The 22,446-nt window shown below is 68.0% G+C and carries 19 protein-coding genes; 10 read left to right on the top strand and 9 right to left on the bottom strand.

Annotation, left to right across the window (positions count from 1 at the left end):
- Nucleotides 1-40: 40 nt before the first annotated feature.
- From OKW44_RS23520 to cobC, 6 genes are all read left to right on the top strand, one after another.
- Nucleotides 41-1,987: a TonB-dependent receptor domain-containing protein gene (locus OKW44_RS23520; protein ID WP_018419693.1), complete on the top strand. Its 1,947-nt coding sequence runs from the start codon at nucleotides 41-43 to the stop codon at nucleotides 1,985-1,987.
- Nucleotides 1,988-2,026: 39 nt separating this feature from the next.
- Nucleotides 2,027-3,091 carry a FecCD family ABC transporter permease gene (locus tag OKW44_RS23515; protein ID WP_026225644.1) on the top strand — a complete coding sequence of 355 codons (1,065 nt, stop codon included), beginning with the start codon at nucleotides 2,027-2,029 and terminating at the stop codon, nucleotides 3,089-3,091.
- A 29-nt stretch (nucleotides 3,092-3,120) separates the two neighbouring features.
- Nucleotides 3,121-3,930 carry an ABC transporter ATP-binding protein gene (locus OKW44_RS23510; protein WP_018419695.1) on the top strand — a complete coding sequence of 270 codons (810 nt, stop codon included), beginning with the start codon at nucleotides 3,121-3,123 and terminating at the stop codon, nucleotides 3,928-3,930.
- A 34-nt stretch (nucleotides 3,931-3,964) separates the two neighbouring features.
- Nucleotides 3,965-5,026 carry a nicotinate-nucleotide--dimethylbenzimidazole phosphoribosyltransferase gene (gene cobT / locus OKW44_RS23505; protein WP_018419696.1) on the top strand — a complete coding sequence of 354 codons (1,062 nt, stop codon included), beginning with the start codon at nucleotides 3,965-3,967 and terminating at the stop codon, nucleotides 5,024-5,026.
- Between the two features lie 73 nt (nucleotides 5,027-5,099).
- The gene (locus tag OKW44_RS23500; RefSeq protein ID WP_026225646.1) at nucleotides 5,100-5,876 is read left to right on the top strand and encodes an adenosylcobinamide-GDP ribazoletransferase; all 777 of its coding nucleotides are present in this window, start codon (nucleotides 5,100-5,102) and stop codon (nucleotides 5,874-5,876) included.
- Nucleotides 5,861-6,451: an alpha-ribazole phosphatase gene (gene cobC / locus OKW44_RS23495; RefSeq protein WP_018419698.1), complete on the top strand. Its 591-nt coding sequence runs from the start codon at nucleotides 5,861-5,863 to the stop codon at nucleotides 6,449-6,451. The genes OKW44_RS23500 and cobC overlap by 16 nt, the downstream gene beginning before the upstream one ends.
- 54 nt (nucleotides 6,452-6,505) lie before the next feature.
- On the opposite strand, the gene OKW44_RS23490 is transcribed toward cobC, so the two are convergent.
- Genes OKW44_RS23490 through cobU form a run of 4 tightly spaced genes read right to left on the bottom strand, consistent with a single transcriptional unit; the run spans nucleotide 6,506 to nucleotide 10,116 of the window.
- Nucleotides 6,506-7,456, bottom strand: coding sequence for a cobalamin-binding protein (locus OKW44_RS23490; protein WP_018419699.1), 951 nt, complete (start codon nucleotides 7,454-7,456; stop codon nucleotides 6,506-6,508).
- Between the two features lie 54 nt (nucleotides 7,457-7,510).
- On the bottom strand, nucleotides 7,511-8,587 hold the full coding sequence (gene cobD / locus OKW44_RS23485; protein ID WP_018419700.1) for a threonine-phosphate decarboxylase CobD: 1,077 nt from the start codon (nucleotides 8,585-8,587) through the stop codon (nucleotides 7,511-7,513).
- Nucleotides 8,588-8,620: 33 nt separating this feature from the next.
- Nucleotides 8,621-9,562 carry an adenosylcobinamide-phosphate synthase CbiB gene (cbiB, locus tag OKW44_RS23480; protein ID WP_018419701.1) on the bottom strand — a complete coding sequence of 314 codons (942 nt, stop codon included), beginning with the start codon at nucleotides 9,560-9,562 and terminating at the stop codon, nucleotides 8,621-8,623.
- A complete protein-coding gene (cobU, locus tag OKW44_RS23475; RefSeq protein ID WP_018419702.1) occupies nucleotides 9,562-10,116 on the bottom strand; it encodes a bifunctional adenosylcobinamide kinase/adenosylcobinamide-phosphate guanylyltransferase in 555 nt (184 codons plus the stop codon). Before cobU ends, cbiB begins: the two co-directional genes overlap by 1 nt.
- An 89-nt stretch (nucleotides 10,117-10,205) precedes the next feature.
- On the opposite strand from cobU, the gene OKW44_RS23470 reads away from it, so the two are divergent.
- Complete coding sequence (locus OKW44_RS23470; protein ID WP_026225647.1) at nucleotides 10,206-11,732, top strand: cobyric acid synthase; 1,527 nt, start codon at nucleotides 10,206-10,208, stop codon at nucleotides 11,730-11,732.
- 57 nt (nucleotides 11,733-11,789) lie between these two features.
- Here the strand turns inward: OKW44_RS23470 and OKW44_RS23465 are convergent, their stop codons facing one another.
- Complete coding sequence (locus OKW44_RS23465) at nucleotides 11,790-12,209, bottom strand: PaaI family thioesterase (RefSeq protein ID WP_018419704.1); 420 nt, start codon at nucleotides 12,207-12,209, stop codon at nucleotides 11,790-11,792.
- A 243-nt stretch (nucleotides 12,210-12,452) separates the two neighbouring features.
- Here OKW44_RS23465 and OKW44_RS23460 point away from each other — a divergent pair, with 243 nt between their 5' ends.
- On the top strand, nucleotides 12,453-13,091 hold the full coding sequence (locus OKW44_RS23460; RefSeq protein ID WP_018419705.1) for a ParA family protein: 639 nt from the start codon (nucleotides 12,453-12,455) through the stop codon (nucleotides 13,089-13,091).
- A 45-nt stretch (nucleotides 13,092-13,136) separates the two neighbouring features.
- On the opposite strand, the gene panD is transcribed toward OKW44_RS23460, so the two are convergent.
- The 4 genes from panD to OKW44_RS23440 all read right to left on the bottom strand — a co-directional run bounded on the left by panD (nucleotide 13,137) and on the right by OKW44_RS23440 (nucleotide 15,842).
- Nucleotides 13,137-13,523: an aspartate 1-decarboxylase gene (gene panD, locus OKW44_RS23455; protein WP_008924033.1), complete on the bottom strand. Its 387-nt coding sequence runs from the start codon at nucleotides 13,521-13,523 to the stop codon at nucleotides 13,137-13,139.
- 60 nt (nucleotides 13,524-13,583) lie between these two features.
- Nucleotides 13,584-14,417, bottom strand: a complete 834-nt coding sequence (gene panC, locus OKW44_RS23450; RefSeq protein ID WP_018419706.1) for a pantoate--beta-alanine ligase — start codon at nucleotides 14,415-14,417, stop codon at nucleotides 13,584-13,586.
- Nucleotides 14,418-14,700: 283 nt separating this feature from the next.
- On the bottom strand, nucleotides 14,701-15,636 hold the full coding sequence (locus OKW44_RS23445; RefSeq protein WP_018419707.1) for a segregation and condensation protein A: 936 nt from the start codon (nucleotides 15,634-15,636) through the stop codon (nucleotides 14,701-14,703).
- 20 nt (nucleotides 15,637-15,656) lie between these two features.
- Complete coding sequence (locus OKW44_RS23440) at nucleotides 15,657-15,842, bottom strand: DUF3460 family protein (RefSeq protein ID WP_013088716.1); 186 nt, start codon at nucleotides 15,840-15,842, stop codon at nucleotides 15,657-15,659.
- 265 nt (nucleotides 15,843-16,107) lie between these two features.
- Here OKW44_RS23440 and OKW44_RS23435 point away from each other — a divergent pair, with 265 nt between their 5' ends.
- Together OKW44_RS23435 and OKW44_RS23430 are read left to right on the top strand one after the other, a co-directional pair.
- The gene (locus tag OKW44_RS23435; RefSeq protein ID WP_018419708.1) at nucleotides 16,108-17,961 is read left to right on the top strand and encodes an autotransporter assembly complex protein TamA; all 1,854 of its coding nucleotides are present in this window, start codon (nucleotides 16,108-16,110) and stop codon (nucleotides 17,959-17,961) included.
- A gap of 45 nt (nucleotides 17,962-18,006) precedes the next feature.
- Entirely contained in the window at nucleotides 18,007-22,359 is a 4,353-nt protein-coding gene (locus tag OKW44_RS23430; RefSeq protein ID WP_018419709.1) for a translocation/assembly module TamB domain-containing protein, read from the top strand.
- Nucleotides 22,360-22,446: the final 87 nt, after the last annotated feature.

The raw sequence follows: 22,446 nt of genomic DNA, 5'->3' as shown, positions 1-22,446 counted from the left end.
GGAAGCAGGCCGCGCACGCTATCCACAGGAATGTCATCCCATGCTGTCCCCCATCGCCCGCGCAACGCTGCTCGCGTTCGCGAGCCTGCCGCTCGTCGTGCATGCGCAAAGCGCCGAGCCCGCGTCCGCGTCTGCGACGCCGCATTCGTCTTCATCGTCCGCCACGGATGCCACCGCCGCAAACGCTGCAATCGCTGCCAATGCCGCCTCCGCCGATGCGTCGGGCAACGTGCTGTCGCCGATCGTCGTGACCGCGCAACGCGGACCGCAAGCGTTGCGCGATGCGATTCCGCAGACCACGCAGTTCGATCAGCAGGACATCGCCGACACGACCGCGACCGATCTGCCCGGCCTGCTGCAACTCGCGCCAGGCGCGCAAATTTCGCGCACGGGCGGCCCCGGTTCGACCACGAGCCTCTTTCTGCGCGGCGCATCGTCGACGCAATCGCTGCTGCTGATCGACGGCGTGCGCGTCGATTCCGTGAGCCTCGGCTCCGCTCAGCTCGCGCAGATTCCACTCGATCAGGTCGATCACGTCGAAGTGGTGAACGGCAACGTGTCGGCGTTGTATGGCTCGGGCGCGATCGGCGGCGTCGTGCAGGTGTTCACGAAAGACGGCGGTGATCATCCGCCGCGTTTCAATTTTTCGGTCGGCTACGGGAGCTATCACACGCAGACGCAAACGGCCGGCGTGAACGGCGCGCTCGATCAGGACGGGCGCACGACCTTCAACATCTCGCTCGCGCGCACGAAGGACGACGGCTTTTCGTCGCTCAATCCGCTCGAGGCGCCGGCCGCGAATCCGAACGCGAACGGCAATCTGAACGAGAGCATCAGCGCGTCGCTGCGTCACAAGTTCACCGACAGATGGGACGCGGGCGTCAGCTACTTCCAGTCGAACAACGACAACAGCTACGACAATGCGTACGGCGAGCCCACCGATCTGAACAATCTCTATAGCAAGGTGCGTCAGGTGTCGGTATTCGCGAACGGCAAGCTGACCGACTGGTGGACCACCCACTTCACGGTCGCCGAGGGCGACGACCGCAGCGTGTCGAACACCAATGGCATCTACAACGGCCGCTTCGATACCGACAATCGCCAGTACACGTGGCAGAACGATTTCGCGTTCGCCGCGAACCAGAAGCTGCAATTCGGCTACGAGCATCTCGACCAGACGCTCGACTCCGACACGTTCGCCGCGCCCGACCGTCACGTCGATTCGGTCTTCGCGGGCTACAGCGCGCGCTTCGGCCGCAACCAGATACAGGCCAACGTGCGACGCGACCAGTACTCGGATTTCGGTGGAGCGAACAGTTACTATCTCGGCTACGGATTCGACATCACGTCGCGCTGGAAGGTAACCGCAAGCTATTCGGATGCGTTCCGCGCGCCGAGCTTCGACGATCTGTACTATCCGATCAGCGGCAACCCGTCGATCCAGCCCGAGCGCAGTCATTCGGTCGAAGCCGGTTTGCAGTACGCGACCGATGCGCTCGGCGTGATGCGTCTGAATGCATTCCAGACGCGCTATACGAATCTGATTGACTACGTGCAGACGATCCCTGGCATCTACCTCGCGGAGAACGTCGGCCATGCGAAGGTGCAGGGACTCGAAGGATCGTGGAGCGGTCATGTCGGCAAGACCGACGTGCGCGCAACGGTGACGCTGCAGAACCCGGTCGATCTCGACAACGGTACCGACCTCGTGCGGCGCGCGCGTCGGTTCGGGTCATTCGCGGTGAATCGCAGCATCGGTGGATGGCGGGTTGGCGGCGAGTGGATTGTCAGCGGTCCGCGTACCGATAGCACCGGCAACCTCGGCGCTTATGGCATCGTGAATCTGTCGGCGCGCTACAACGTCACCAAAGCGTGGTACGTCAGTGCGCAAATCGACAATCTGTTCAACAAGGATTATGAAACGGCCTACTCGTATAACTCGCCGCGACGCGGTGCGTATGTCACGCTCGGCTGGCAGCAGCAGTGACGCGCGCGCCGGGGTGGTCGCATGCGTGAGCGCACGCGGATGAGTCGCGCGTCCGCTGCGCTGTGCGCCGCGATGGCGACGCCGCGCCCGATGAACGCGAAACGCGCGGCCGCGATCTGGCTCGGCCTCGCGCTCGCCGCCATCGCGGTGCTCGGCGCCTCGCTGGTGCTCGGCAGCGTGCCGCTCGCGCCGTCGCGCGTGCTTGCGGCGCTCGTGCCGACGCACACGTTCGGCGGCACGGGCAGAGACGATCTCGCCGGCGAAATCGTGCGCACGTTGCGTTTGCCGCGCGCGCTCGCGGGCTTCGCGTGCGGCGCGTTGCTCGCGCTCGCCGGCGCGCTGCTGCAGGTGCTGCTGCGCAATCCGCTTGCCGAGCCGTACGTGCTCGGCGTGTCGGGCGGCGCGGCCACGTTCGCGCTCGTCGCGATGATCGCGGGCGGCGCATGGTGGATCGTCGATGCGAGCGCGTTCGCGGGTTCGTTCGTGTCGATCCTGCTGGTGCTCGGCCTCGCGCGTCGTGAGCTATGGCGCGGCGAGCCGCAGGACACGTCGCCCCGTTTGCTATTGACCGGCGCGGTGATCGCGGCCGGGTGGGGCGCGCTGATCACGCTGCTGCTCAATCTCGCGCCCGACAGCCGTCTGCGCGGCATGCTGTTCTGGCTCACCGGCGACCTCAGCGGCGGCGCGCTGCCGTGGACCGCGCTGATCGCGCTCGCGCTCGTGTTGCTTGCGATCGTGCCGGCCGCGCCGCGTCTGAACGTGTTGCTGCGCGGCGACGCGGTCGCGCAGGCGTTGGGCGTCGCGGTGATGCCGCTGCGTTTGCGTGTGTACCTGGTCGCGTCGCTGGCGGCGGCCGCGGCGGTGACGACCGCGGGCACGATCGGCTTCGTCGGTCTCGTCGTGCCGCACATGCTGCGGCTCGCGTTCGGCAACGATCAGCGCATGCTGCTGCCGGCGGCCGCGCTCGGCGGCGGTGTCGCGGTGATGGGCGCGGATCTGATCGCTCGTACCGTGATCGCCCCCGCGCAATTGCCGGTCGGCGTGATCACGTCGCTGGTCGGCGTGCCGGTGTTCCTGTGGATGCTGCTCAAACGCCGCCGATGATGCGAGCCGAACCCAGCCCCACCCCTTCCATGCTGAGCACGCAGCGCCTGACGTTGCGCGCCGGCGCGCGCACCTTGCTCGACGCATTCACGCACACGTTCCATGCGGGCGAAATCTGGTGTATCGCCGGGCCGAACGGCGCGGGCAAGACGACCTTGCTGTCGACGCTGGCGGGCCTGTTGCATCCGGCGGCGGGCCATGTCGAACTCGATGGCGTGCGCGTGGCCGACTGGCAGCCGCTGCCGCTCGCACGGCGCCGCGCGTTGATGCCGCAAAGCGCGGCCGATGCATTCAACGCAAGCGTGCTCGACATCGTGCTGTTGAACCGCTTCCCGCATCTGGGCGGCTGGGGCTGGGAGCGCGACGAGGATCGCGCGGCCGCGCGGGCGGCGCTCGAACGGCTCGGCCTCGCGGACTTCGCGGCGCGCGACGTGCTGACGCTATCGGGCGGCGAGCGTCAGCGCGTTGCCCTCGCGGCAGTGCTGTGCCAGGACGCGCCGCTGTTGCTGCTCGACGAACCGTTGTCGCACCTCGACCTGCATTATCAGATCGACTGCCTCGAAGCGCTCGTCGCATGGACACGCGAACCGCGCCGCAGCGTGCTGTTCTCCTGCCACGACCTGAACCTTGCACGCCGCTTCGCGACGCATGCGTTGCTGCTCGACGGCGCGGGCGGCGCGTATGCGGGCCCGGTGCGCGACGTGCTGACGCCCGCGTTGACGAGCCGCGCGTTCGGCTATCCGCTGATTCTGATTCGCGACGGCGAGCACGAGGCGCTGATTCCCGCGCCGCGCGCGCGTCACGAATCGCCTGCCGGTCATGACGCACAGTCAGGCTGATTATTTACTTCTATTCCTTGTTTCGATCCTACCTATGACTCGCATCCCACTCCCGACCGGTTTGCCCGAAGTCGCCCCGCTCGATCAAACGCTGCGCGCCGAGCTGCAACGGATCATCGATACGCGCACCAAACCGCCCGGCAGCCTCGGCCGGCTCGAAACGCTGGCGCGCCAGATGGGCCTGATCCAACGCAGTACACGTCCCACCGTGCAGCGTGCCGCGATGATCGTTTTCGCGGGCGATCATGGCATCGCCGCCGAAGGCGTGAGCCCGTATCCGCAAGCCGTGACCGCGCAGATGGTCGCGAACTTCATCGCGGGCGGCGCGGCGATCAACGCGCTCAGTCGCGTCGCGGGTCTCGAACTCGAAGTGGTCAACGCGGGCATCGCGACGCCGCTGCCGTCCACGGACGGACTCGTCGACATCCCGGTCGGGCCCGGCACGCGCAACTTCGCACACGAAGCCGCGATGACGCACGCCGAAGCGCTCGCCGCGATGCAGGCGGGCGCCGCGCGTGTGCGTCATCACGCGGCGCTCGGCACGAACGTGATCGGCTTCGGCGAGATGGGCATCGCGAACACCTCGGCGGCCGCGTGTCTGATGAGCCGCCTATGCGGTGTGCCGATCGACGACTGCGTCGGACGCGGCACCGGTCTCGACAACGCCGGACTCGCGAAGAAGCGCAACGTGCTCGCGGCGGCGCTCGCGCGCTATGCGGATGCACGCGCGCCGCTCGACGTGCTCGCGACCTTCGGCGGCTTCGAAATCGCGATGATGGCGGGCGCGTATCTGGCGGCCGCCGAGGCGCGCATGACCATCCTCGTCGATGGCTTCATCGCGACGTCCGCGCTGCTGGTTGCCGATGCGTTCTCGCCCGAGGTACGCGAGTACTGCGTGTTCGCGCATGCGTCGAACGAGGCCGGGCATCGGCGCATGCTCGATCATTTCGGCGCGCAGCCGCTGCTGTCGCTCGACCTGCGGCTCGGCGAAGGCACGGGCGCCGCGCTCGCGGTGCCGTTGCTGCGCGCGGCGGTGGCCTTCGTCAACGAGATGGCCAGCTTTGATTCGGCGAGCGTCGCCGATCGCGAACCGTGAAGCGCGTGAGCACGCGCCTCGCGATAACGCGAAGCTCGGCCCGCAGCGCCGTGAACCTGCACTCGCCACTTTCATGAACCCGCTCGCGGAACTGCGCTATTTCTTCACGGCGCTCGGTTACTTCACGCGCGTGCCCGTGCCGCGTTGGGTCGGCTTCGAGCCGCATTATCTGAACGCCGCGGCGCGCTATTTTCCGCTCGTCGGCGTGTTGGTCGGTGGCCTTAGCGCGCTCGTCTATGTGGCCGCGCTCCGCGTGTTTCCGGCGAGTGTCGCGGTGCTGCTGTCGATGGCCGCGTCGCTCGTGGTCACGGGCGCATTTCACGAGGACGGTCTCGCCGATTGCATCGATGCGTTCGGTGGCGCCTATACGCGCGACGATGCACTGCGCATCATGCAGGACTCGCGCATCGGTGCTTTCGGCGCCATCGCGCTCGTGATCGCCCTGGCGATCAAGTGGCAAACGCTCGCGGCGTTGCCACCGCTGCGCGCCGCAAGCCTGATGCTTGCGGCGCATGGCGCGAGCCGCGCGTGCGCGGTCAGTTACCTGGCCACGCTCGACTATGTGCGCGCGGCTGGCAAAGCCAAGCCGGTCGCGCAGCGTCTGAGCGGGCCGGCGCTGTTGTGCGCCGCGCTGTTCGGGCTGCCGTGGCTGCTGTGGCCGAACGGCCCCGGCATGCCCGACTGGCGTTTTGCCGCGCTCACGTGTGCTGTGCTGTTCGCGCTGCGCTTTGCGATGGGCCGTTATTTCGTCAGACGCATCGGCGGCTATACCGGCGATTGCCTCGGCTTCGCGCAGCAGATCTTCGAATTGAGCATCTACCTGGTGGGGCTTGCATGGATATCGTCCTGATTCGACATCCCGCTGTCGCGCTCGAGGCGGGGGTTTGTTACGGCAATAGTGATGTCGCGTTGGCGGAGAGCGCCGAGGTCACGTCCAATGCGTTGGCCGTGAAGCTCGCGAGCTTGCAGGTGCCGGCGCCGCGTGTGCTGATCACGAGTCCGCTGACGCGCTGCGCCGCGCTAGCGACCGAGATCGCGAACGACTTCGGCTGCGTGGTCAGCCACGACGAGCGCTTGAAGGAAATGGATTTCGGCGACTGGGAAGCGCAGCGCTGGGATACGATCGATCGCGCGCTGCTCGACGACTGGGCCGCCAATTTCGAACATGCGCGCACGCATGGCGGCGAGAGCGTCGCGCAATTCGTCGCGCGTGTGCGAGCGTGGTTCGATGCGTTCGCGCTGACGCGCGAGCTGTCGCCCGCATACGTAGTCACGCACGCGGGCGTGATGCGCGCGATCGCGTCGTGGGTGCTGGAGGTGCCGCTCGCGCATTGCGTGCAGTGGTCGCTAGATATGACGGGGATCGTCTGGTTGCGACGTAACGACGAGACGCTGCAGTGGTCGCTCGTGCGATGGAATGCGTGACCGCGCGTGGTCATCGGGAAAACTGATCCCTTTTTCTCGCCACACGCGGCGCCGTCATGGCGCGGGTTGCTTTCTGCGCGAGCGCGCCAGTTCGAGGTCCTCGCACAGTTGCCGCGCGCCTTGCGCGATGCGCGGCGCGGGGCGATTGATCAGATCGCCGTCGATCGCAAACAGGTTGTTGTTCGCGACGGCCGCGAGGCCCGGCCATGCGCGCCATGTGTCGAGTTGCGGCAGCATCGTGTCGGGCCGCGTCGCGCCGGGCGCGGCGGTGACGATCGCCTGCGGATTCGCCGCGAGCACCGCTTCGGTCGACACGGTCGGCACGAGCGGCTGCAGGTCCGCGAACACATTGCGGCCGCCGCATAGCGTGATCGCGTCGCTGATCATGTGCTCGCCGTTGAGCGTCATCAGCGGCCGGTCCCATACCTGATAAAACACGCTGACGGCCGGGCGGTTCGCATACCGCGCGCGCAGACGGGCGATGTCGTCGCGGAAGGCGGCCGCCGCCGCATCCGCGCTCGCCGATGTGCCGAGCAGCCGGCCGAGCTTGGTCAGCGACACGGCGATATCGTCGAGACGGCGCGGCTCGCTGAAAAAGAGCGGCACGTGTAGTTCGCGCAAGCGCTCGAGCTGGCGCTGCGCGTTGCCATGCCGCCACACGACGATCAGGTCTGGTTTCAGCGCGACGATGCGTTCGAGGTCGAGCGCCTTGTTGTCGCCGACGCGCGGGAGTTGCTTCGCTTCGGGCGGATAGTCGCTGTACGACACGGCGCCGACCATCTTCGGGCCGCCGCCCGCGGCGTACAGCAATTCGGTCACGTGCGGGGCGAGGCTGATCACGCGCTGCGCGGGCGCGGCGAGCGTGACGGTCGCGCCGCTGTCGTCGGTGACGGTGATCGCGGCGTGCGCGCTCAGTGCGGTCAGCGCGAGCGCTGCGGCGCCGAACCAATGGATGAAGCGGTGCGCGGGCGGGGCAAAGCGGATGGAATGAGGAAAGCGGATCATCGGACGAGGGCGGATCACGAAGCGTTGAGCGGATTGGGTGCGAAGGTCACTGCGCTAACTCGACCGCGCGGTATCGATAGAGTCAACCGCCTGTTGCAACTGTTGCTCGAAGCGGGTCCATTCGGCTTCATCGCCCGGCAGCCCGAAGCGCACGCTGGCCGATGGCACCCGAAGCGATGGCGGAAAAAGACGCGTCCACACGCCGCGCCGCGCGAGCGCTTCATGCAACGCGGCGGCGCGCGCATCGTCGGTCCATGCGAAAAGCGGCGTGCCGCGTGTCGCGAAACCGTGCGCATGCAACAGCGCGGCAAGCCGCGCGCTGTCGCCGATGAGCCGCTCACGCATCCGCGTTTGCCACGCGGCATCGTCGAACGCGGCGCTCACCGCATGACGCGCGGGACCGCTGACCGTCCACGCCCCCAGCCTGTCGCGCAACGCGGCGAGCAATGCGGGCGCGCCCAGCACGAAGCCGGCGCGCACACCCGCGAGCCCGAAGAACTTGCCGGGCGAGCGCAACACGACGAGCCCGTCCCGATGCGTATGCGCCGCCAGCGACGCGACCCGCGCGGCCGGCAGCGTATCGGCGAACGCTTCGTCGACGAGCAGCGTGCCGCCGCGTTCGCGCAGTTGCGCGTGCCAGTGCAGCAGCCTGGCGGCATCGATATGCGTGGCGGTCGGATTGTCGGGGTTGACGATCGCGACGTGCGTGAGCGCGGCGGGCAGCGTGTCGCGATGCACGTCGAGCGGCGCGACCGCGTGTCCGGCGCGCGCGAACGCGGGCGCGTACTCGCCGTAGGTCAGCGGCGCGATGCCGACCGTCGCGGGCGACAGCAACGCGGGCAGCGCGCGAATCGCCGCCTGGCTGCCGGCCACGGGCAGCACGTGCGCGGCATCGGGCGCGCCGTAGTAGCGCGCGGCCCGCTCGGCGAAGCCGTCGCCTTCGTCGGGCAAACGGCGCCACGCGTCGGCGGGCAGCGGCGGCACCGGATAGCCGTGCGGATTGATGCCCGTCGACAGATCGAGCCACTGCGCGTACGCAATGCCGTAGCGCGCCGCCGCTTCGTGCAGGTTGCCGCCGTGCGCGATCGGGCCGCTTGCGGCGTGCTCGCGCGGTTGCGTCCAGTCGGTCATGCGCTCATCCCATCGCTACGCGCGTCGTTCCGCTCAGCCATGAAACGGCACGCTCAACAACGCCAGCACGATCAGCACGGCCAGCCAGAGAATCACCGTGCGTTCGACCAGCATCAACGCGGCGCCCACATGACGCGCCTCGGCGGGACGCCCGAAGCCCAGCGTCGGCCGATGCTCGAGCGTGCCGTGATACACGGCCGGCCCGCCGATCAGCACGTTCAGGCTGCCGGCGCCGGCGGCCATCACCGGGCCCGCGTTCGGGCTGTCCCAGCGCGGCGCCTGCTCGCGCCAGCAGCGCCAGGCGGTCAGCGTGTCGCCGAGCAGCGCGTAGCTCGAGGCGGTCAGCCGTGCGGGAATCCAGTTCAGCACGTCGTCGATGCGCGCGGCGGCCCAGCCGAAGCGCAGATAGCGCGGCGTGCGATAACCCCACATCGCGTCGAGCGTATTGGCGAGGCGAAAGCCGAGCGCGCCAGGCCCGCCCGCGAGCGCGAACCAGAACAGCGCGCCGAAGATCGCGTCGTTGCCGTTTTCGAGCGCCGATTCGATCGCGGCGCGCGCGAGCGCTGCTTCGTCCGACTGTGCGGTGTCGCGCGAGACGATCCGTGCGGTCAACTCACGTGCTGTGGCGAGATCGCGTTGGCCGAGCGCCCGCGCGATCGGCGCGATGTGATCGCGCAGGCTGCGCGCGCCGAGCGCGAACCACAGCAGCGCGACATGCAGCGCGCAGGCCGCGAACAACGGCAGCACGGCGACGAGCCACCACGCGATCAACACCGGCGGCAGAACGGCGAGCGCCCATGCGAGCAGGCCCTTGAGCCGCAGACGCCGGTCGTGATTGAAGCGCGCCTCGATGCGCGCGGCCCAGTTACCGAAGCCGACGAGCGGATGCCGGCGGCTCGGCTCGCCGAACCAGCGATCGACGGCGACGCCCGCGACCGCGAGCGTCGCGACCAGCGGCATGGTCAGCGGCGCCATCACTCGCGGATCGCGCTTTTCAGCGCGAGCGGCAGCCCCGCGACCATCAGCGTGGCCGCGCTACTCAATGCGGCGATGCGCTGATTGAGGCGGCCGAGTTCGTCGACGTAAAGACGCGTGGCTTCGCCGAGCGGCACGACGCCGAGGCCGATCTCGTTGCTGACGACGATGATCTTGCCGCGCGCGCCGGCGAGCACCGCTTCGAACGCGGCGGCCTGCTCGTAGTAGTGCGACAGCGGCGCCGCCGCGCCGCCGGCGGGACAAAGCAGGTTTGCGAGCCACAGCGTCAGGCAGTCGATCAGCAGACACTGGCCCGGCGCGTCGTGTTGCGCGAGCGCGCCGGCGAGGTCGTCGTCCGCTTCGACGAGCTCCCAACGCGCGGGCCGCCGCTCGCGATGATGCGCAATGCGCGCGTTGAATTCGGCGTCGTCGGTTACGCGGGCGGTGGCGATGTAGGTGACGGGGAGGGCGCTGTCGCTGGCGAGCCGCTCGGCATGCGCGCTCTTGCCCGAGCGGGCGCCGCCGAGGACGAAGGTGAGGTCGCGGAGAGTCATCCTATGATTGTACCGGCGCGATGGGATAATGCCGCTCGATTGCATTGCAACGCCACTGTCCATCTTCCACCTGCACCGCCGTGACCCGAATGCCCATTCCTCCCGACACCCTGCCCGTGCCCCGCGGCACGCTGATGATCCAGGGCACCACGTCCGACGCGGGCAAGAGCACGCTGGTCGCGGGACTGTGCCGCCTCGCGCGGCGCGCGGGTGCGCGGGTCGCGCCGTTCAAGCCGCAGAACATGGCGTTGAACAGCGCGGTGACCGTCGACGGCGGCGAGATCGGCCGCGCGCAGGCATTGCAGGCGCTCGCCGCGGGCATCGACGCGCACACCGATCTGAACCCGGTGCTGCTGAAGCCGACCAGCGATCGCGGCGCGCAGGTGATCATCCACGGCAAGGCGCGCATGAATCTCGACGCGCGCGCGTATCACGACTACAAGCCGATCGCGTTCGAGGCGGTGCTGGAGTCGTATGCGCGGCTGCGCGCGTCGTACGACACGATTTTCGTCGAAGGCGCGGGCAGTCCGGCCGAGATCAATCTGCGCGAGCGCGACATCGCGAACATGGGTTTCGCGGAGGCGGTCGACTGCCCGGTCGTGCTGGTCGCCGACATCGATCGCGGCGGCGTGTTCGCGCACCTGACCGGCACGCTCGCGTGTCTGTCCGACAGCGAGCAGGCGCGCGTGCGCGGCTTCATCATCAACCGCTTTCGCGGCGACATCGGTCTGCTGAAGCCAGGGCTCGACTGGCTGGAAGCGAAGACCGGCAAGCCGGTGCTCGGCGTCGTGCCGTATCTGCATGGCCTGACGCTCGACGCCGAGGACATGCTGCCGCCCGAGCTGCGCGCGGCGGCGAGCGTTGATTCGCGCCGTCTGCTGCGCGTGGTCGTGCCGGTGCTGCCGCACATCAGCAATCACACCGACTTCGACGCGTTGCGCGCACATCCGCAGGTCGATTTTCACTATGTGCGCGCGGGTACGCGGCCGCCGGCCGCCGATCTGATCATCCTGCCGGGCTCGAAGAACGTGCCGGACGACCTCGCGTTTGTGCGCGCACAGGGCTGGGACGACGTGCTCGCGCGGCATCTGCGCTACGGCGGCCGCGTGATCGGCATTTGCGGCGGCATGCAGATGCTCGGCCGCGAGATCGCCGATCCGCATGGCGTCGAGGGCGCGCCGGGCACCTTCGCGGGCTTCGGCTGGCTCGACTATGCGACGGTGCTCACGCGCGACAAGACGCTCAAGAATGTGACCGGGCGCCTGGCGCTGCCCGGCACGCCGGACGTCGCCGGCTACGAGATTCATATGGGCGAGACGCGCGGGCCGGCATTGGACACGCCGGCGCTGCGACTCGACCACGCTGGCCCGCACGAGGGCGGCGCGGACTTGGGCCGTCCCGATGGCGCGATATCCGCCGATGGCCAGATTCTCACGACCTACGTGCATGGCCTGTTCGATACGCCGGCCGCGTGCGCGGCGCTGCTCGCATGGGCGGGTTTGAGCGATGCCGAAGCGGTCGACTATCCGGCGTTGCGCGAGGCGTCGCTGGAGCGGCTGGCCGATACGCTGGCGGGGCACGTCGATATGCGCAGGCTGTTCGCGGCGCTGGGGTGACGCTTTGCGCCGGCCTTTTTTATCGGCTTGAACGCGATTGCTGCGCGGGCGGTTCGCTCAGTACAACACCATCTGCGTGCAACGAAACAGCGCGATGGTCTTACCATCCGGACCGGTGACCGTCGCGTCCCAGACCTGCGTGCTGCGCCCAAGGTGCACACCCTTCGCGACCGCGCGGATCGTGCCCTGCGTCGCGGTGCCGAGGAAGTTGCTCTTCAGCTCGATCGTCGTGAAGCTGCGCGAGTTTTCGGGCAGATGCGCGATGCACGCGTAGCCGCACGCGGTGTCGGCGAGGCCGATCACCGTGGCCGCGTGCAGGAAGCCGTTCGGCGCGAGCAGCTCCTCGCGCACGGACAGTTCGGCGACCAGCGTGCCCTGGTCCACAGTCAGCACGCGCAGGCCCAGCAGGTCCGGCAGCGTGCCCTTCTGGCGCTCCAGCAGGCGTTCGACCGTGTATTCCGGGCGCAGTTTGCTCATGAGATTCAGGTCCTTGTCGAAAAAAACGGCGGGTTGGAGCGGCCGATTCGCGATGTGGGGGCTTCGGCCGCGCTGAATTTGTCGATATTATCAACGGCTGGACCGGTGGGCGTCCCTGGAATTCGAACTTCGAACGGCAGCGATCGTGGGGCCCGCAGGCGCCGGTCACAACGGATCGGCGGGAATGGAGCAATAGCGCGGCAAACCGGCTGGCAGCGTCCAGCCTTCTTTCCGGGAGATTTCATGTCGGTGATTGTGGTGGCGAATCCGAAGGGCGGCGTGGGCAAGAGCACGATATCGACCAATCTGGCCGGCTATTTCGCAGCGGCGGGCGAATGGGTCGCGCTGGCCGACCTCGACAAGCAGCACTCCGCGCATGCGTGGCTCGAATTACGGCCCGCCACGCTGCCGAACATCGAAACCTGGGAGGTCAATCCCGACACGCCGGCCAAGCCGCCGAAAGGCCTCGAGCACGCGGTCGTCGACACGCCGGCCGGCCTGCACGGCAATCGCCTGAACATCGCGCTCGATCTCGCCGACAAGGTGATCGTGCCGTTGCAGCCGTCGCTGTTCGATATTCTCGCGACCCAGGAATTTCTCGAGCGGCTGGCGAAGGAAAAGGCGGTCAGGAAGGGCGCGATCGAGGTCGGCGTGGTCGGCATGCGCGTCGATGCGCGCACGCGCTCGGCTGAGCAGCTGCATCGCTTCGTCGAGGGATTGAAGCTGCCGGTGCTCGGTTTTCTGCGCGACACGCAGAACTACGTGCAGCTCGCGGCGCACGGCCTGACGCTGTGGGACGTCGCGAAAAGCCGCGTGGAGAAGGATCTGGAGCAGTGGCAGCCGATCGTCGAGTGGACGAACGGCGCGGGGAAGAAGGGCTGAGGCGGGAGCTGCCCGCCATCAGTCAAGCGTCAAGCTGAGCTTGGCTCAGTTCCAGGCCTGCGTGGGCACGTGGTCGCGGCTGCCCTTTATCTTGTTGTTTTCATCGACGAACACGAGGTCCGGCTTCCAGCCCGCCTTCAACTCCGCCTCGTCGACCACCGCGAACGCCGCGATGATGACCAGATCGCCGAGCTGCGCGCGACGCGCGGCCGAGCCGTTCAGCGAAATCATGCCGCTGCCGCGCTCACCCTTGATCGCGTACGTCGAGAAGCGCTCGCCGTTGTTGATGTTCCAGATGTCGATACGCTCGTTTTCGACGATGTTCGCCGCTTCGAGCAGATCTTCGTCGATCGCGCACGAGCCCTCGTAGTGGAGCTCGCAGTGCGTGACCGCGACGCGGTGAATCTTCGACTTCAGCATATTGCGTTGCATGATCAATCCAATCCTGTGTGACTGCGCAGTGTAACTGTGTTCGCGCGGACGGTTGCGGCGTCAGATTTCGAGGTTGTCGATGAGCCGCGTCGCGCCGAGCTTCGCGGCGGCCAGCACCACGAGCGGTGCGTTGGCGTCCTGCGCGCCGGGCGCGATCAGGTTCGAGCGCTTGCGGATCGCGATGTAATCGGGATTCCAGCCGCGTGCCGCGAGCGTCGCTTTGGCCGACTCTTCGAGCTTCGCGAAGTCGCGCTCGCCCGCGAGCACCGCGTCGCGCACCCGATTGAGTTCGGCGGCCAGCATCGGCGCCTCGGCGCGCTCGGCGGCCGAAAGGAACCGGTTGCGCGAGCTGAGCGCGAGGCCGTCGGTGTCGCGCACGGTTTCGGCGGCGACGATCTCGGTCGGCAGCGCGAACTGGTGGCACATCTGGCGCACGATCATCAGCTGCTGGTAATCCTTCTTGCCGAACACCGCGACGCGCGGCTGCACGCACGACATCAGCTTCATCACGACCGTGCACACACCGTGAAAGAAGCCGGGGCGGAATTCGCCCTCGAGGATGTCGCCGAGATCGTGCGGCGGATGCACGCGGTATTCCTGCGGCTCCGGATACATGTCCCTTTCGGTTGGCGCGAACAGCACGTAGACACCTTCCTTTTGCAGCTTCTCGATGTCGGCTTCGAGCGTGCGCGGATATTTGTCGAAATCCTCGTTCGGGCCGAACTGCAGGCGGTTGACGAAGATGCTCGCCACGACCGGGTCGCCGTGCTGGCGCGCGAGGCGCATCAGCGACAGATGGCCCTCGTGCAGGTTGCCCATCGTCGGCACGAAGGCCGTGCGATTCTGGCCGCGCAACTGGTCGCGCAATTCATGGATCGAGCTGATGACTTTCATGATCGGACAGGGATAGGCTCGCGCGGCGCGCGATCCGGTTGGCGCGATACCTGGCGGAATCGCACGGGTCATCGCCTCACCGGCAAATGACGGGTTCGGAGCGCGGATTGTAGTGGATTTGGGCAGCGGACGCACCGAAACGCGGCGGCACTTCCGAGCGGCGCGCGACGCACTTGCCGCGCGCTCCCCGCTGAGGCCTGCCAGGGTTCGCTGCGATGGTTTTCGTAGCGAGATTTCCAGGGTCCGGCCGCGGTCCGGCCGTCAAGCGGCCGTCATTCAGCACTCAGGCCGGCAGATACGCCAGCCGCACGTAAATCGGCGCGAACGGCTCCGCCTGGGTGATTTCGACGAGCGATTCACGGCACAGCTCGAGCACGGCGATGAAATTCACGACGACGACCGGCACGCCGCGGCTCGTGTCGAACAGATCGGAAAACTCGATGAAGCGCGCATTCTGCAACTGCCGCAGGATCAGGCTCATGTGCTCGCGCACCGACAGCTCCTCGCGCGAAATCTTGTGATGCTGGACCAGCTTCGCGCGCTTGATCACGTCGGCCCACGCGGCGCGCAGGTCGTCGCTGTTCACGTCGGGGAAACGCGGCGTGATGCTCTGCTCGATGTAAACCTCGGCGCGCAGGAAATCGCGCCCGAGCTGCGGCAACTGGTCGATGCGTTGCGCGGCGAGCTTCATCTGCTCGTATTCGAGCAGGCGGCGCACCAGTTCGGCGCGCGGGTCTTCGGCTTCCTCGCCGGTGTCGGCCTTCTTGACCGGCAGCAGCATGCGCGACTTGATTTCGATCAGCATCGCGGCCATCAGCAGATACTCGGACGCGAGTTCGAGATTGGTCTTGCGCAGTTGCTCGACATAGCCGAGATATTGCACGGTGACATCCGCCATCGGGATGTCGAGCACGTTGAAGTTCTGCTTGCGGATCAGGTACAGCAGCAGGTCGAGCGGCCCCTCGAAGGTCTCGAGGAACACCTCGAGCGCGTCCGGAGGGATGTACAGATCGTTCGGCAGCTTGAACAGCGGCTCGCCGTACAGACGCGCGAACGCGACGCCGTCGACCGTGTCGGGCGTCGAATCGGTGGCGGGGGTGGAAAGCGCGGTGTCGGACGGTGCCGGCGCTGGGCCGTGAACCGGGCCGTGTATCGGGCCGTGTATCGGACCGTGAAGCGGACCGTGAAGCGGACCATGCACCTTGTCAGCGTGACTCATCGTCGGCGTGACTGGGGCGCTTAGAAATTCTGGTAGTACGAGTAAGGCGTCTGCTGCACGCGCGAAGCTTTCTGCTCGGCGCGCTCTTCCAGATCGATCGGCTGTTTGTCCCACAGCAGTGCGCGGCCTTTGCGTTGCTCGGCCTCCAGATTGGGCTTCTGTTGCTTGAGCTGGTTCAGGAACTGCGTGATGTCCGATTGATACATGGCTCGACGTCCGTGGTGGGTAGGGTGGCGGCTCTTGGGCTGGCCGCTGCGCGGTGCCGCGGGGAGGGCGCCGTCGTCCGCGATTTTACCGCATGCGTCGCGCGCGGTCGAAAATCGCCGCGGGCCGCCCATTTTTGAGATGAAGCGCGGGGCTCCGCCGGGGGCACGAGAGAGGCCGATCGGGGTCGCGTTGTGGTCAAATAGCATGCCTCGTTCGCATGCGCGGCCGGGGCGCGAGAATTCACTCATTGGCCGGAGGTCCTGTTTGGCGGGAGGTACGATCGACATGCCGCGTGCGTTGCGCGGCGAGACCGGCCAGGCGCGCGGGCGCGCGCGTGCGCGCAAGGCGCTCGCGCGGTGCTGGCTGCGTGTGTCGCTCGCCGTCGGCCTCGGCCTCCTGATGTGGCTGCTCGCCGTGGGCAAGGCTCACGCGGCGAGCAAGGCACCGAGCTACAAGGTCGAGGTGGTCGCCGAGCCGCGCGCGCTGCGCCGGCTGCTCGAACAGCACCTCGATATCTCGCGTTTCGCGACGCGGCCCGACGTCACCGACGACCAGTTCTCGTTCCTGATCACCGCGACGCCACAGCAGGTGCGCGATCTCGCCGCGACGCAGGGCTATTTCTCGCCGCTCGTCAGCACCGACGTGCGCACCGTCGACAACCTGCGGCAGGTCACCGTGCGCGTGGAGCCGGGCCCGCAGACCAAAGTCACGTCGGTCGATCTGTCGTTTCGCGGCGCGGTGCTGACCGAAGACCCGTCGCGCGAGAACGCGACGCGCTTCGCGTTCTCGCTGCGCGAGGGCCAGCCGTTCTCACAGGGCGACTGGGACGACGCGAAGAACGCGTCGCTGCGCGAGCTGCAATCGCGCCGCTACCTCGCCGCGAAGATCTACCACTCGGAGGCGCTGATCGATCCGCGCACGCACACGGCGAAGCTGTCGGTGATCTACGACAGCGGGCCGACCTTCACGATGGGCCAACTCGACGTGCAGGGCACGAAGCGCTATCCGGAACGCATCGTCCACAACGTCAATCCGATCTCGCCGGGCGACATCTACGACACGCGCACTGTTGCCGAACTGCAGCGGCAACTGCAGAACACGCCGTACTTCGCGAGCGTCGCGATCGACCTGGACAACGACCCCGCCAAGCCGCTCGACACGCCGGTGCACGTGAAGGTGTCGGAGTTTCCGTATCACAGTTTCCGCGGCGGCGTCGGCTATTCGACCGACAACGGCCCGCTCGTGCAGGGCGGCTACACGTATCTGAACACGTTCGGCGCGGCGTGGCCGTTCACCGTCGAGGGCCGCGCCGACAAGACGCAGCAATACGGGCAGATCCAGCTGTCGATGCCGCCGGGCAAACACGGGTGGACCAATAGCGTGCTCGCGTCGTACACGACCACCGACGTCTCCGACACGCGCATCTACAGCATCCGCGGCGGCGTGCAACGCTCGCGTACGTCGCAGTTCCTCGACTACAGCTATTCGCTGCTGTTCTACGACGATCAGCTCAACCAGAACGCGGCGCCGCCGACCCGCGCGCACGCGCTGGTGCCGGGGTGGTCGTGGACGCGGCGCGACACCGACGACCCGCTGTTCCCGCGCCGCGGCAACCTGATCCACGTCGAGGCGGGCTTCGCGGTGAAAGGTCTGCTCGCCGACCAGTCGTTCATCCGCGGCTACGCGCGCGGCCAGCAGTATTTCCCGATCGGCGTCGACGACATCGTGCTGATCCGCGCCGAACTCGGCGGCGTATTCACGAGCGGCAGCTCGAGGGGCATTCCGGCGTCGCTGCTGTTCCGCGCGGGCGGCTCGAACTCGGTGCGCGGCTACGGCTTCCAGAGCATCGGTAACAACGTCGCCGGCTCGATCCTGCCGACCAAGTACCTGGTGACGAGCGCGGCCGAATACCAGCACTGGTTCTCGCACAACTGGGGCGCGGCCGTGTTCTTCGACATCGGCACCGCGACCGACACCTGGGGCGAAAAAGTTTTCTATCCGGGCGCCGGCGTCGGAGCGCGCTGGCGCAGCCCGGTCGGCCCGGTCAATCTCGATGTCGCTTACGGGATCCGCGATAACAGGGTGCGGCCGTATATCACGCTCGGCATCGCGTTCTGACGTTTTGACGACAACCCTCTACCTTATTTGCCATCGCATTCACGCATGACCACCGACGTCACCGCCCCACCCCCCGCGCAGCCGCCCGGCGCCATGCCGCCAGGACCGCCGGATGGGCAGCAGCCGCCCGACACGCCGCCGCCGAGGCGGCGCTGGGGCCGGTTGCTGCTGAAGGCGGTCGCGGGCACGGTGGTCATGCTGGTACTGCTCGCCGCACTCGCGGTCGGTCTGCTGTACGGGGCGCTGACGACCGAGCGCGGCACCGCGTACGCGTGGCACGCGGCCGTGAAGCTGCTCGGCGGCCGGCTCGCCGGCACGCTCGACGGCGGCACGCTCGCGTGCGGCGTGCAACTGCGCGACGTGCGCTGGCGCAGCCTCGACGGCAGCGGCACCGACATCGAGATCGACCGCGTCGCGGGCAGCTGGGCGCTCGCGCGCGAGCCGTGGCGGTTCACGATCGACTACCTGCACGTCGGCACGATCGAGGCACGCGTCGGCCCGTCGTCGAGCACCAGCGAGCCGCTGAGCGTGCCGCCGGATCTGCAGCTACCGATGCAGCTGGAGATTCGCGACGTGCAGGTCGAGCGGCTGCTGCTGCACCAGGGCGCGTCGACGACGGAGCTGTCCAGCTTCGCGTTTCACGGACGCAGCGACGGGCGTCATCACGAGGCCGCGATCGATCGGCTCGACACGCCGTTCGGGGCGCTGACGGCAGCGGCGAAACTCGATGGCGTGCGGCCGTTTCCGCTCAGCGGCGAAGTCGGTTATGCGGGCAAGATCAACGATGAAGCGGTGCAGGTGGCCGGCCACCTGAGCGGCACGCTCGAGCAGCTCGTCGCCGAGCTCGATGCGAGCGGCATGAAGCTCGCCGGCCACGCGCGGGTCGAAGCGGCGCCGTTCGCCGCAGTGCTGTTGCAGCGCGCGACGCTGAGCTTCGATCATGTGAATCCGCAGGCTTTTGCGCCGGGTGCGCCGCTGGCCGATCTGGCGGTGCGCGCGGAACTGCAGCCGGTGGAGCAGGGCGCGGCGACCGCGCCTGGCACAGCCAGCGCGGCCAGCACAGCCAGCGCGGCCAAACCGTCGGCCGCCAGCCATCCGGACCAGGTCTTCGGCGGCCACCACGCGCCGGCCAAACCGGCGGCGGGTTTCGCCGTCGCCGGCCATGTCTCGATCGTCAACGCGAAACCCGGTGCAATCGACCAGAAACTGCTGCCGCTGATCGATGCGAACGCCGACGTGCGCCTCGACGCCCACACACAGAGCATCTCGAACCTGAACGTGCGGCTCGTGCGCAATGCGACGCTCACCGGCGGCGGCACGCTGAGCGGCCGGCACGGCCGGCTCGATCTGAACGTCGCGCGGCTCGACCTGAACGCGCTGCAGGCGACCGTGCGGCCGACGCAGCTGTCCGGCCCGATCGGCATCCGCCTGAACGACGACATCCAGACCCTGACGCTCGATCTCGCCGACCCCGCCGCCGCGCTGCGCGCCCAGGGCAAGATCACGTTCGACCCGGCACGCATCAGCTTCAACGACGTGCGCGTCACGTCGGGCCGCGGCGGCATCGATCTATCGGGTGCGCTGAAGCACGATGAGAACTCGACCTACAACCTGAAGGCGCAACTGACCGATTTCGATCCGCTGTCGCTGACCTCGCAGATGCCCGCCCGCACGCCCGTCACGACATCCGGCGCGTCCGCTGCGAGCGGCGCGCAACGCGAGCGGCAAGCGCAAGCCGCGGCGCTCGTGGGCAGCACCGCCGGCGCGAAGAGCTCGGCGCCCGGCGATCAGGCCGCCGCCATCGCAAAGAACACCGCGCAGGCTGCGGTGCAGACCGAAGTGCTCGAGCGCAGGACGCCACCGCCCGCGCATCGGGCGGGCCCTGCGCCACGCGCAGCCGCGCATGCAGGTTCGCCAGCGCGCAAGATCGAGGCGCGCGTGAACGCCACGGTCACGGCGGCAGGTGTGCTCGCGCCGGTCTTCACAACGCGCGCCGAATTCACGCTCGGTCCGAGCGTCTACAACGACCTGCCGCTCACGGGCGGCGGCATGATCCAGCTGGCCGGCTCGCGAATCCTGCCGAGCCACGCGAATCTTTCGGTGGCGGGCAACCGGGTGAATCTGCAAGGCAGCTTCGGCGCGGCCGGCGACCGGCTGCGCTTCGGCATCGACGCGCCGCAGCTCGATCGGCTGGGCTTCGGCCTCGCGGGCGCGGTCGCCGCGGACGGCGACGTTACCGGCTCGTTCGCGCATCCGAACGTCACGCTGAATTACAAGGCCGACAGCGTCGTGTTCGCCAGCAACCGCATCGGCCATGCGGAAGGCCACGCCGAGTTGCGCGACGGCGCGAACGGCGCGCTCGCGTTCACGACCGACGCGCGCAATGTCAGCGCGGGCGGCGTCGATCTCGCCACGCTGACCGCCCGCCTGTCCGGCACACGCGCGAACCACACGCTCGAAGCCGCCGCGACCGGCAAGCTGCAGGACCGACCGCTCGATCTGACGCTCGCCGCCAACGGCAAACTGACCGACACGCGCGACGGCTCGCGCTGGGACGGCACCGTCACGCGTTTGCATAATCGCGGCACGCCGGCGCTCAATCTCGAATCGCCGCTCGCGCTCAGCGCCGGGCCGGGGCACCTCACGCTCGGTGCGACGCGCCTGACGATCGAAGGCTCGGTGCTGACCCTGAAGTCATTCGCGTTCGATCACGGCCGTATCCAGTCGGTCGGCAGTCTGACCGACGTGTCGCTCGCGCACTTGCAGGAGCTGCGTCGCCAGATCACCGGCGAGCCGCCCGCCGTGCGCACCGACCTCGTGTTCGACGGCGACTGGGACTTCTCGCTCGGCGCGACGGCGAGCGGCCACATCGAGCTGCGCCGGCGCAGCGGCGACGTGACGGTCGAGATCGGCCGCGGGCTCGCGTCGATGGGCATTGGCGACGTCCGAGCGCGCGCCGAATTCACCGGCGGCAACCGGCTCAGCGCGACCGTGCATGCGCAGGCGAGCCGCGTCGGCGTGATCGATGCCGACGCGCACACGCCGCTCGTGCTGCGCGACGGCGTGTTGAGCGTCGATCCGCAAAGCGCGCTGTCGGGCAATGTAAACGCGAACGTGCCGTCGCTGCGCACGACGGGCGGCCTGCTCGGCCCCAGCTATCTGCTCGACGGCCATCTCGCGCTGAAGCTCGCGCTCGGCGGCACCGTCGCGAAGCCGAACGTGACCGGCGCGCTGACCGGCGACGGTCTGTCCGCGACGGTCGTGAGCCAGAGCGTGCAACTGAAGGACGGGGTCGTGCGCATCGCGCTGTCGCAGAACATGGTGGACTTCCAGCAGGTCGAGTTCCACGGCGCGAGCGGCACGCTGCGCGCGACTGGGCGCGTGCGTCTCGACAGCTCGGAGCCCGACATGACCGCGAGCATCGTCGCGGACAAGCTCGATGTGTTCGCGTCGCCGGACCGCCATCTGTCGCTGTCGGGCAGTGCGAACATCTCGAACGGCGCCGTGGAGCGCGGCCCCGTGATCGACGGCAAATTCGTGGTCGACAGCGCGCTGTTCGATCTGCCCGAGCAGGCCGCGCCGAGCCTCGGCGACGACGTGGTGATCATCCGCCCGGACGGCACGCGCTCGGGCGGCCGGCCGCGTCCGTCCGAAGGCGGCGAGCGGCCGGCGAGCCCGTTCGCGCCACGCGCCAACATCGAGATCGGCCTCGGCAACGCCTTCCGCTTCCGTGGCAAGGGCGCCGATCTCGGCCTCGCCGGCACGATCACCGCGACGAGCGCGCCGAATACGCCGCTGCGCGCGGTCGGCAACGTGCGCGTCACACCGGGTTCGACCTACACCGCATTCGGCCGCAAGCTCACGATCGAGAACGGCTTCTTCACGTTCAACGGTCCGGTCACGAATCCGGGCATCAACATTCTCGCGATGCGCCGCAACCAGCAGGTCGAGGCCGGCGTGCAGGTAACAGGCACGCTGCAGGCGCCGGTCGCGCGGCTCGTGTCGGAGCCAAGCGTGCCGGACAATGAAAAACTGTCGTGGTTGCTGTTCGGCCACGGCACCGACCAGGGTAACAACCTCGGCCAGCAGAGCACGATGACGACCGCGCTCGCGCTGCTCGGCAGCGCGACGGGTCATCGGATCGCGCAGACCGTCGGGCTCGACGAGTTTTCGATCGGCCGCAGCGACGTCGGCCTGACCGATCCGCAAGTCGTGATGGTGTCGAAGGCGATCAACGAGCGGCTGGTGATCGGCTACGAGCAGGGGTTGCAGTCGGCGAGCAATGCGATCAAGGCGACGATCAATCTGACGCGATACTGGTCGCTGGTCGTGTATGGCGGCACGTTCTATGGCGCCGACGTGCTGTACACGCGGCGCTTCGATCGGATCTCATGGTGACGCGGGCAACATAAAAAAGGCACGCCTGGAAGCGTGCCTTTTTCGTCATACCTGCCTGCGGCGAGGTGAGGCCCAGGCGCCCGAAGA

This window comes from Paraburkholderia lebeckiae, assembly GCF_050436325.1.
GTDB classification, from domain to species: domain Bacteria; phylum Pseudomonadota; class Gammaproteobacteria; order Burkholderiales; family Burkholderiaceae; genus Paraburkholderia; species Paraburkholderia tuberum.
The sequence above is the reverse complement of the archived record's forward strand: the minus strand, read 5'-3'. Positions and strand labels throughout refer to the sequence as shown.

Excerpts from the sequence above, each read along its gene's own strand:
- OKW44_RS23470 (WP_026225647.1), top strand. The coding sequence starts at position 10,206 with ATGCCCATTCCTCCCGACACCCTGCCCGTGCCCCGCGGCACGCTGATG.
- OKW44_RS23430 (WP_018419709.1), top strand. The coding sequence starts at position 18,007 with ATGACCACCGACGTCACCGCCCCACCCCCCGCGCAGCCGCCCGGCGCC.
- cobC (WP_018419698.1), top strand. The coding sequence starts at position 5,861 with ATGGATATCGTCCTGATTCGACATCCCGCTGTCGCGCTCGAGGCGGGG.
- OKW44_RS23445 (WP_018419707.1), bottom strand. The coding sequence starts at position 15,636 with ATGAGTCACGCTGACAAGGTGCATGGTCCGCTTCACGGTCCGCTTCAC.
- panC (WP_018419706.1), bottom strand. The coding sequence starts at position 14,417 with ATGAAAGTCATCAGCTCGATCCATGAATTGCGCGACCAGTTGCGCGGC.
- cobT (WP_018419696.1), top strand. The coding sequence starts at position 3,965 with ATGACTCGCATCCCACTCCCGACCGGTTTGCCCGAAGTCGCCCCGCTC.
- OKW44_RS23510 (WP_018419695.1), top strand. The coding sequence starts at position 3,121 with ATGCTGAGCACGCAGCGCCTGACGTTGCGCGCCGGCGCGCGCACCTTG.
- OKW44_RS23515 (WP_026225644.1), top strand. The coding sequence starts at position 2,027 with ATGAGTCGCGCGTCCGCTGCGCTGTGCGCCGCGATGGCGACGCCGCGC.
- cbiB (WP_018419701.1), bottom strand. The coding sequence starts at position 9,562 with ATGGCGCCGCTGACCATGCCGCTGGTCGCGACGCTCGCGGTCGCGGGC.
- panD (WP_008924033.1), bottom strand. The coding sequence starts at position 13,523 with ATGCAACGCAATATGCTGAAGTCGAAGATTCACCGCGTCGCGGTCACG.
- cobU (WP_018419702.1), bottom strand. The coding sequence starts at position 10,116 with ATGACTCTCCGCGACCTCACCTTCGTCCTCGGCGGCGCCCGCTCGGGC.
- OKW44_RS23490 (WP_018419699.1), bottom strand. The coding sequence starts at position 7,456 with ATGATCCGCTTTCCTCATTCCATCCGCTTTGCCCCGCCCGCGCACCGC.
- OKW44_RS23500 (WP_026225646.1), top strand. The coding sequence starts at position 5,100 with ATGAACCCGCTCGCGGAACTGCGCTATTTCTTCACGGCGCTCGGTTAC.
- OKW44_RS23460 (WP_018419705.1), top strand. The coding sequence starts at position 12,453 with ATGTCGGTGATTGTGGTGGCGAATCCGAAGGGCGGCGTGGGCAAGAGC.
- OKW44_RS23440 (WP_013088716.1), bottom strand. The coding sequence starts at position 15,842 with ATGTATCAATCGGACATCACGCAGTTCCTGAACCAGCTCAAGCAACAG.
- OKW44_RS23520 (WP_018419693.1), top strand. The coding sequence starts at position 41 with ATGCTGTCCCCCATCGCCCGCGCAACGCTGCTCGCGTTCGCGAGCCTG.
- cobD (WP_018419700.1), bottom strand. The coding sequence starts at position 8,587 with ATGACCGACTGGACGCAACCGCGCGAGCACGCCGCAAGCGGCCCGATC.
- OKW44_RS23465 (WP_018419704.1), bottom strand. The coding sequence starts at position 12,209 with ATGAGCAAACTGCGCCCGGAATACACGGTCGAACGCCTGCTGGAGCGC.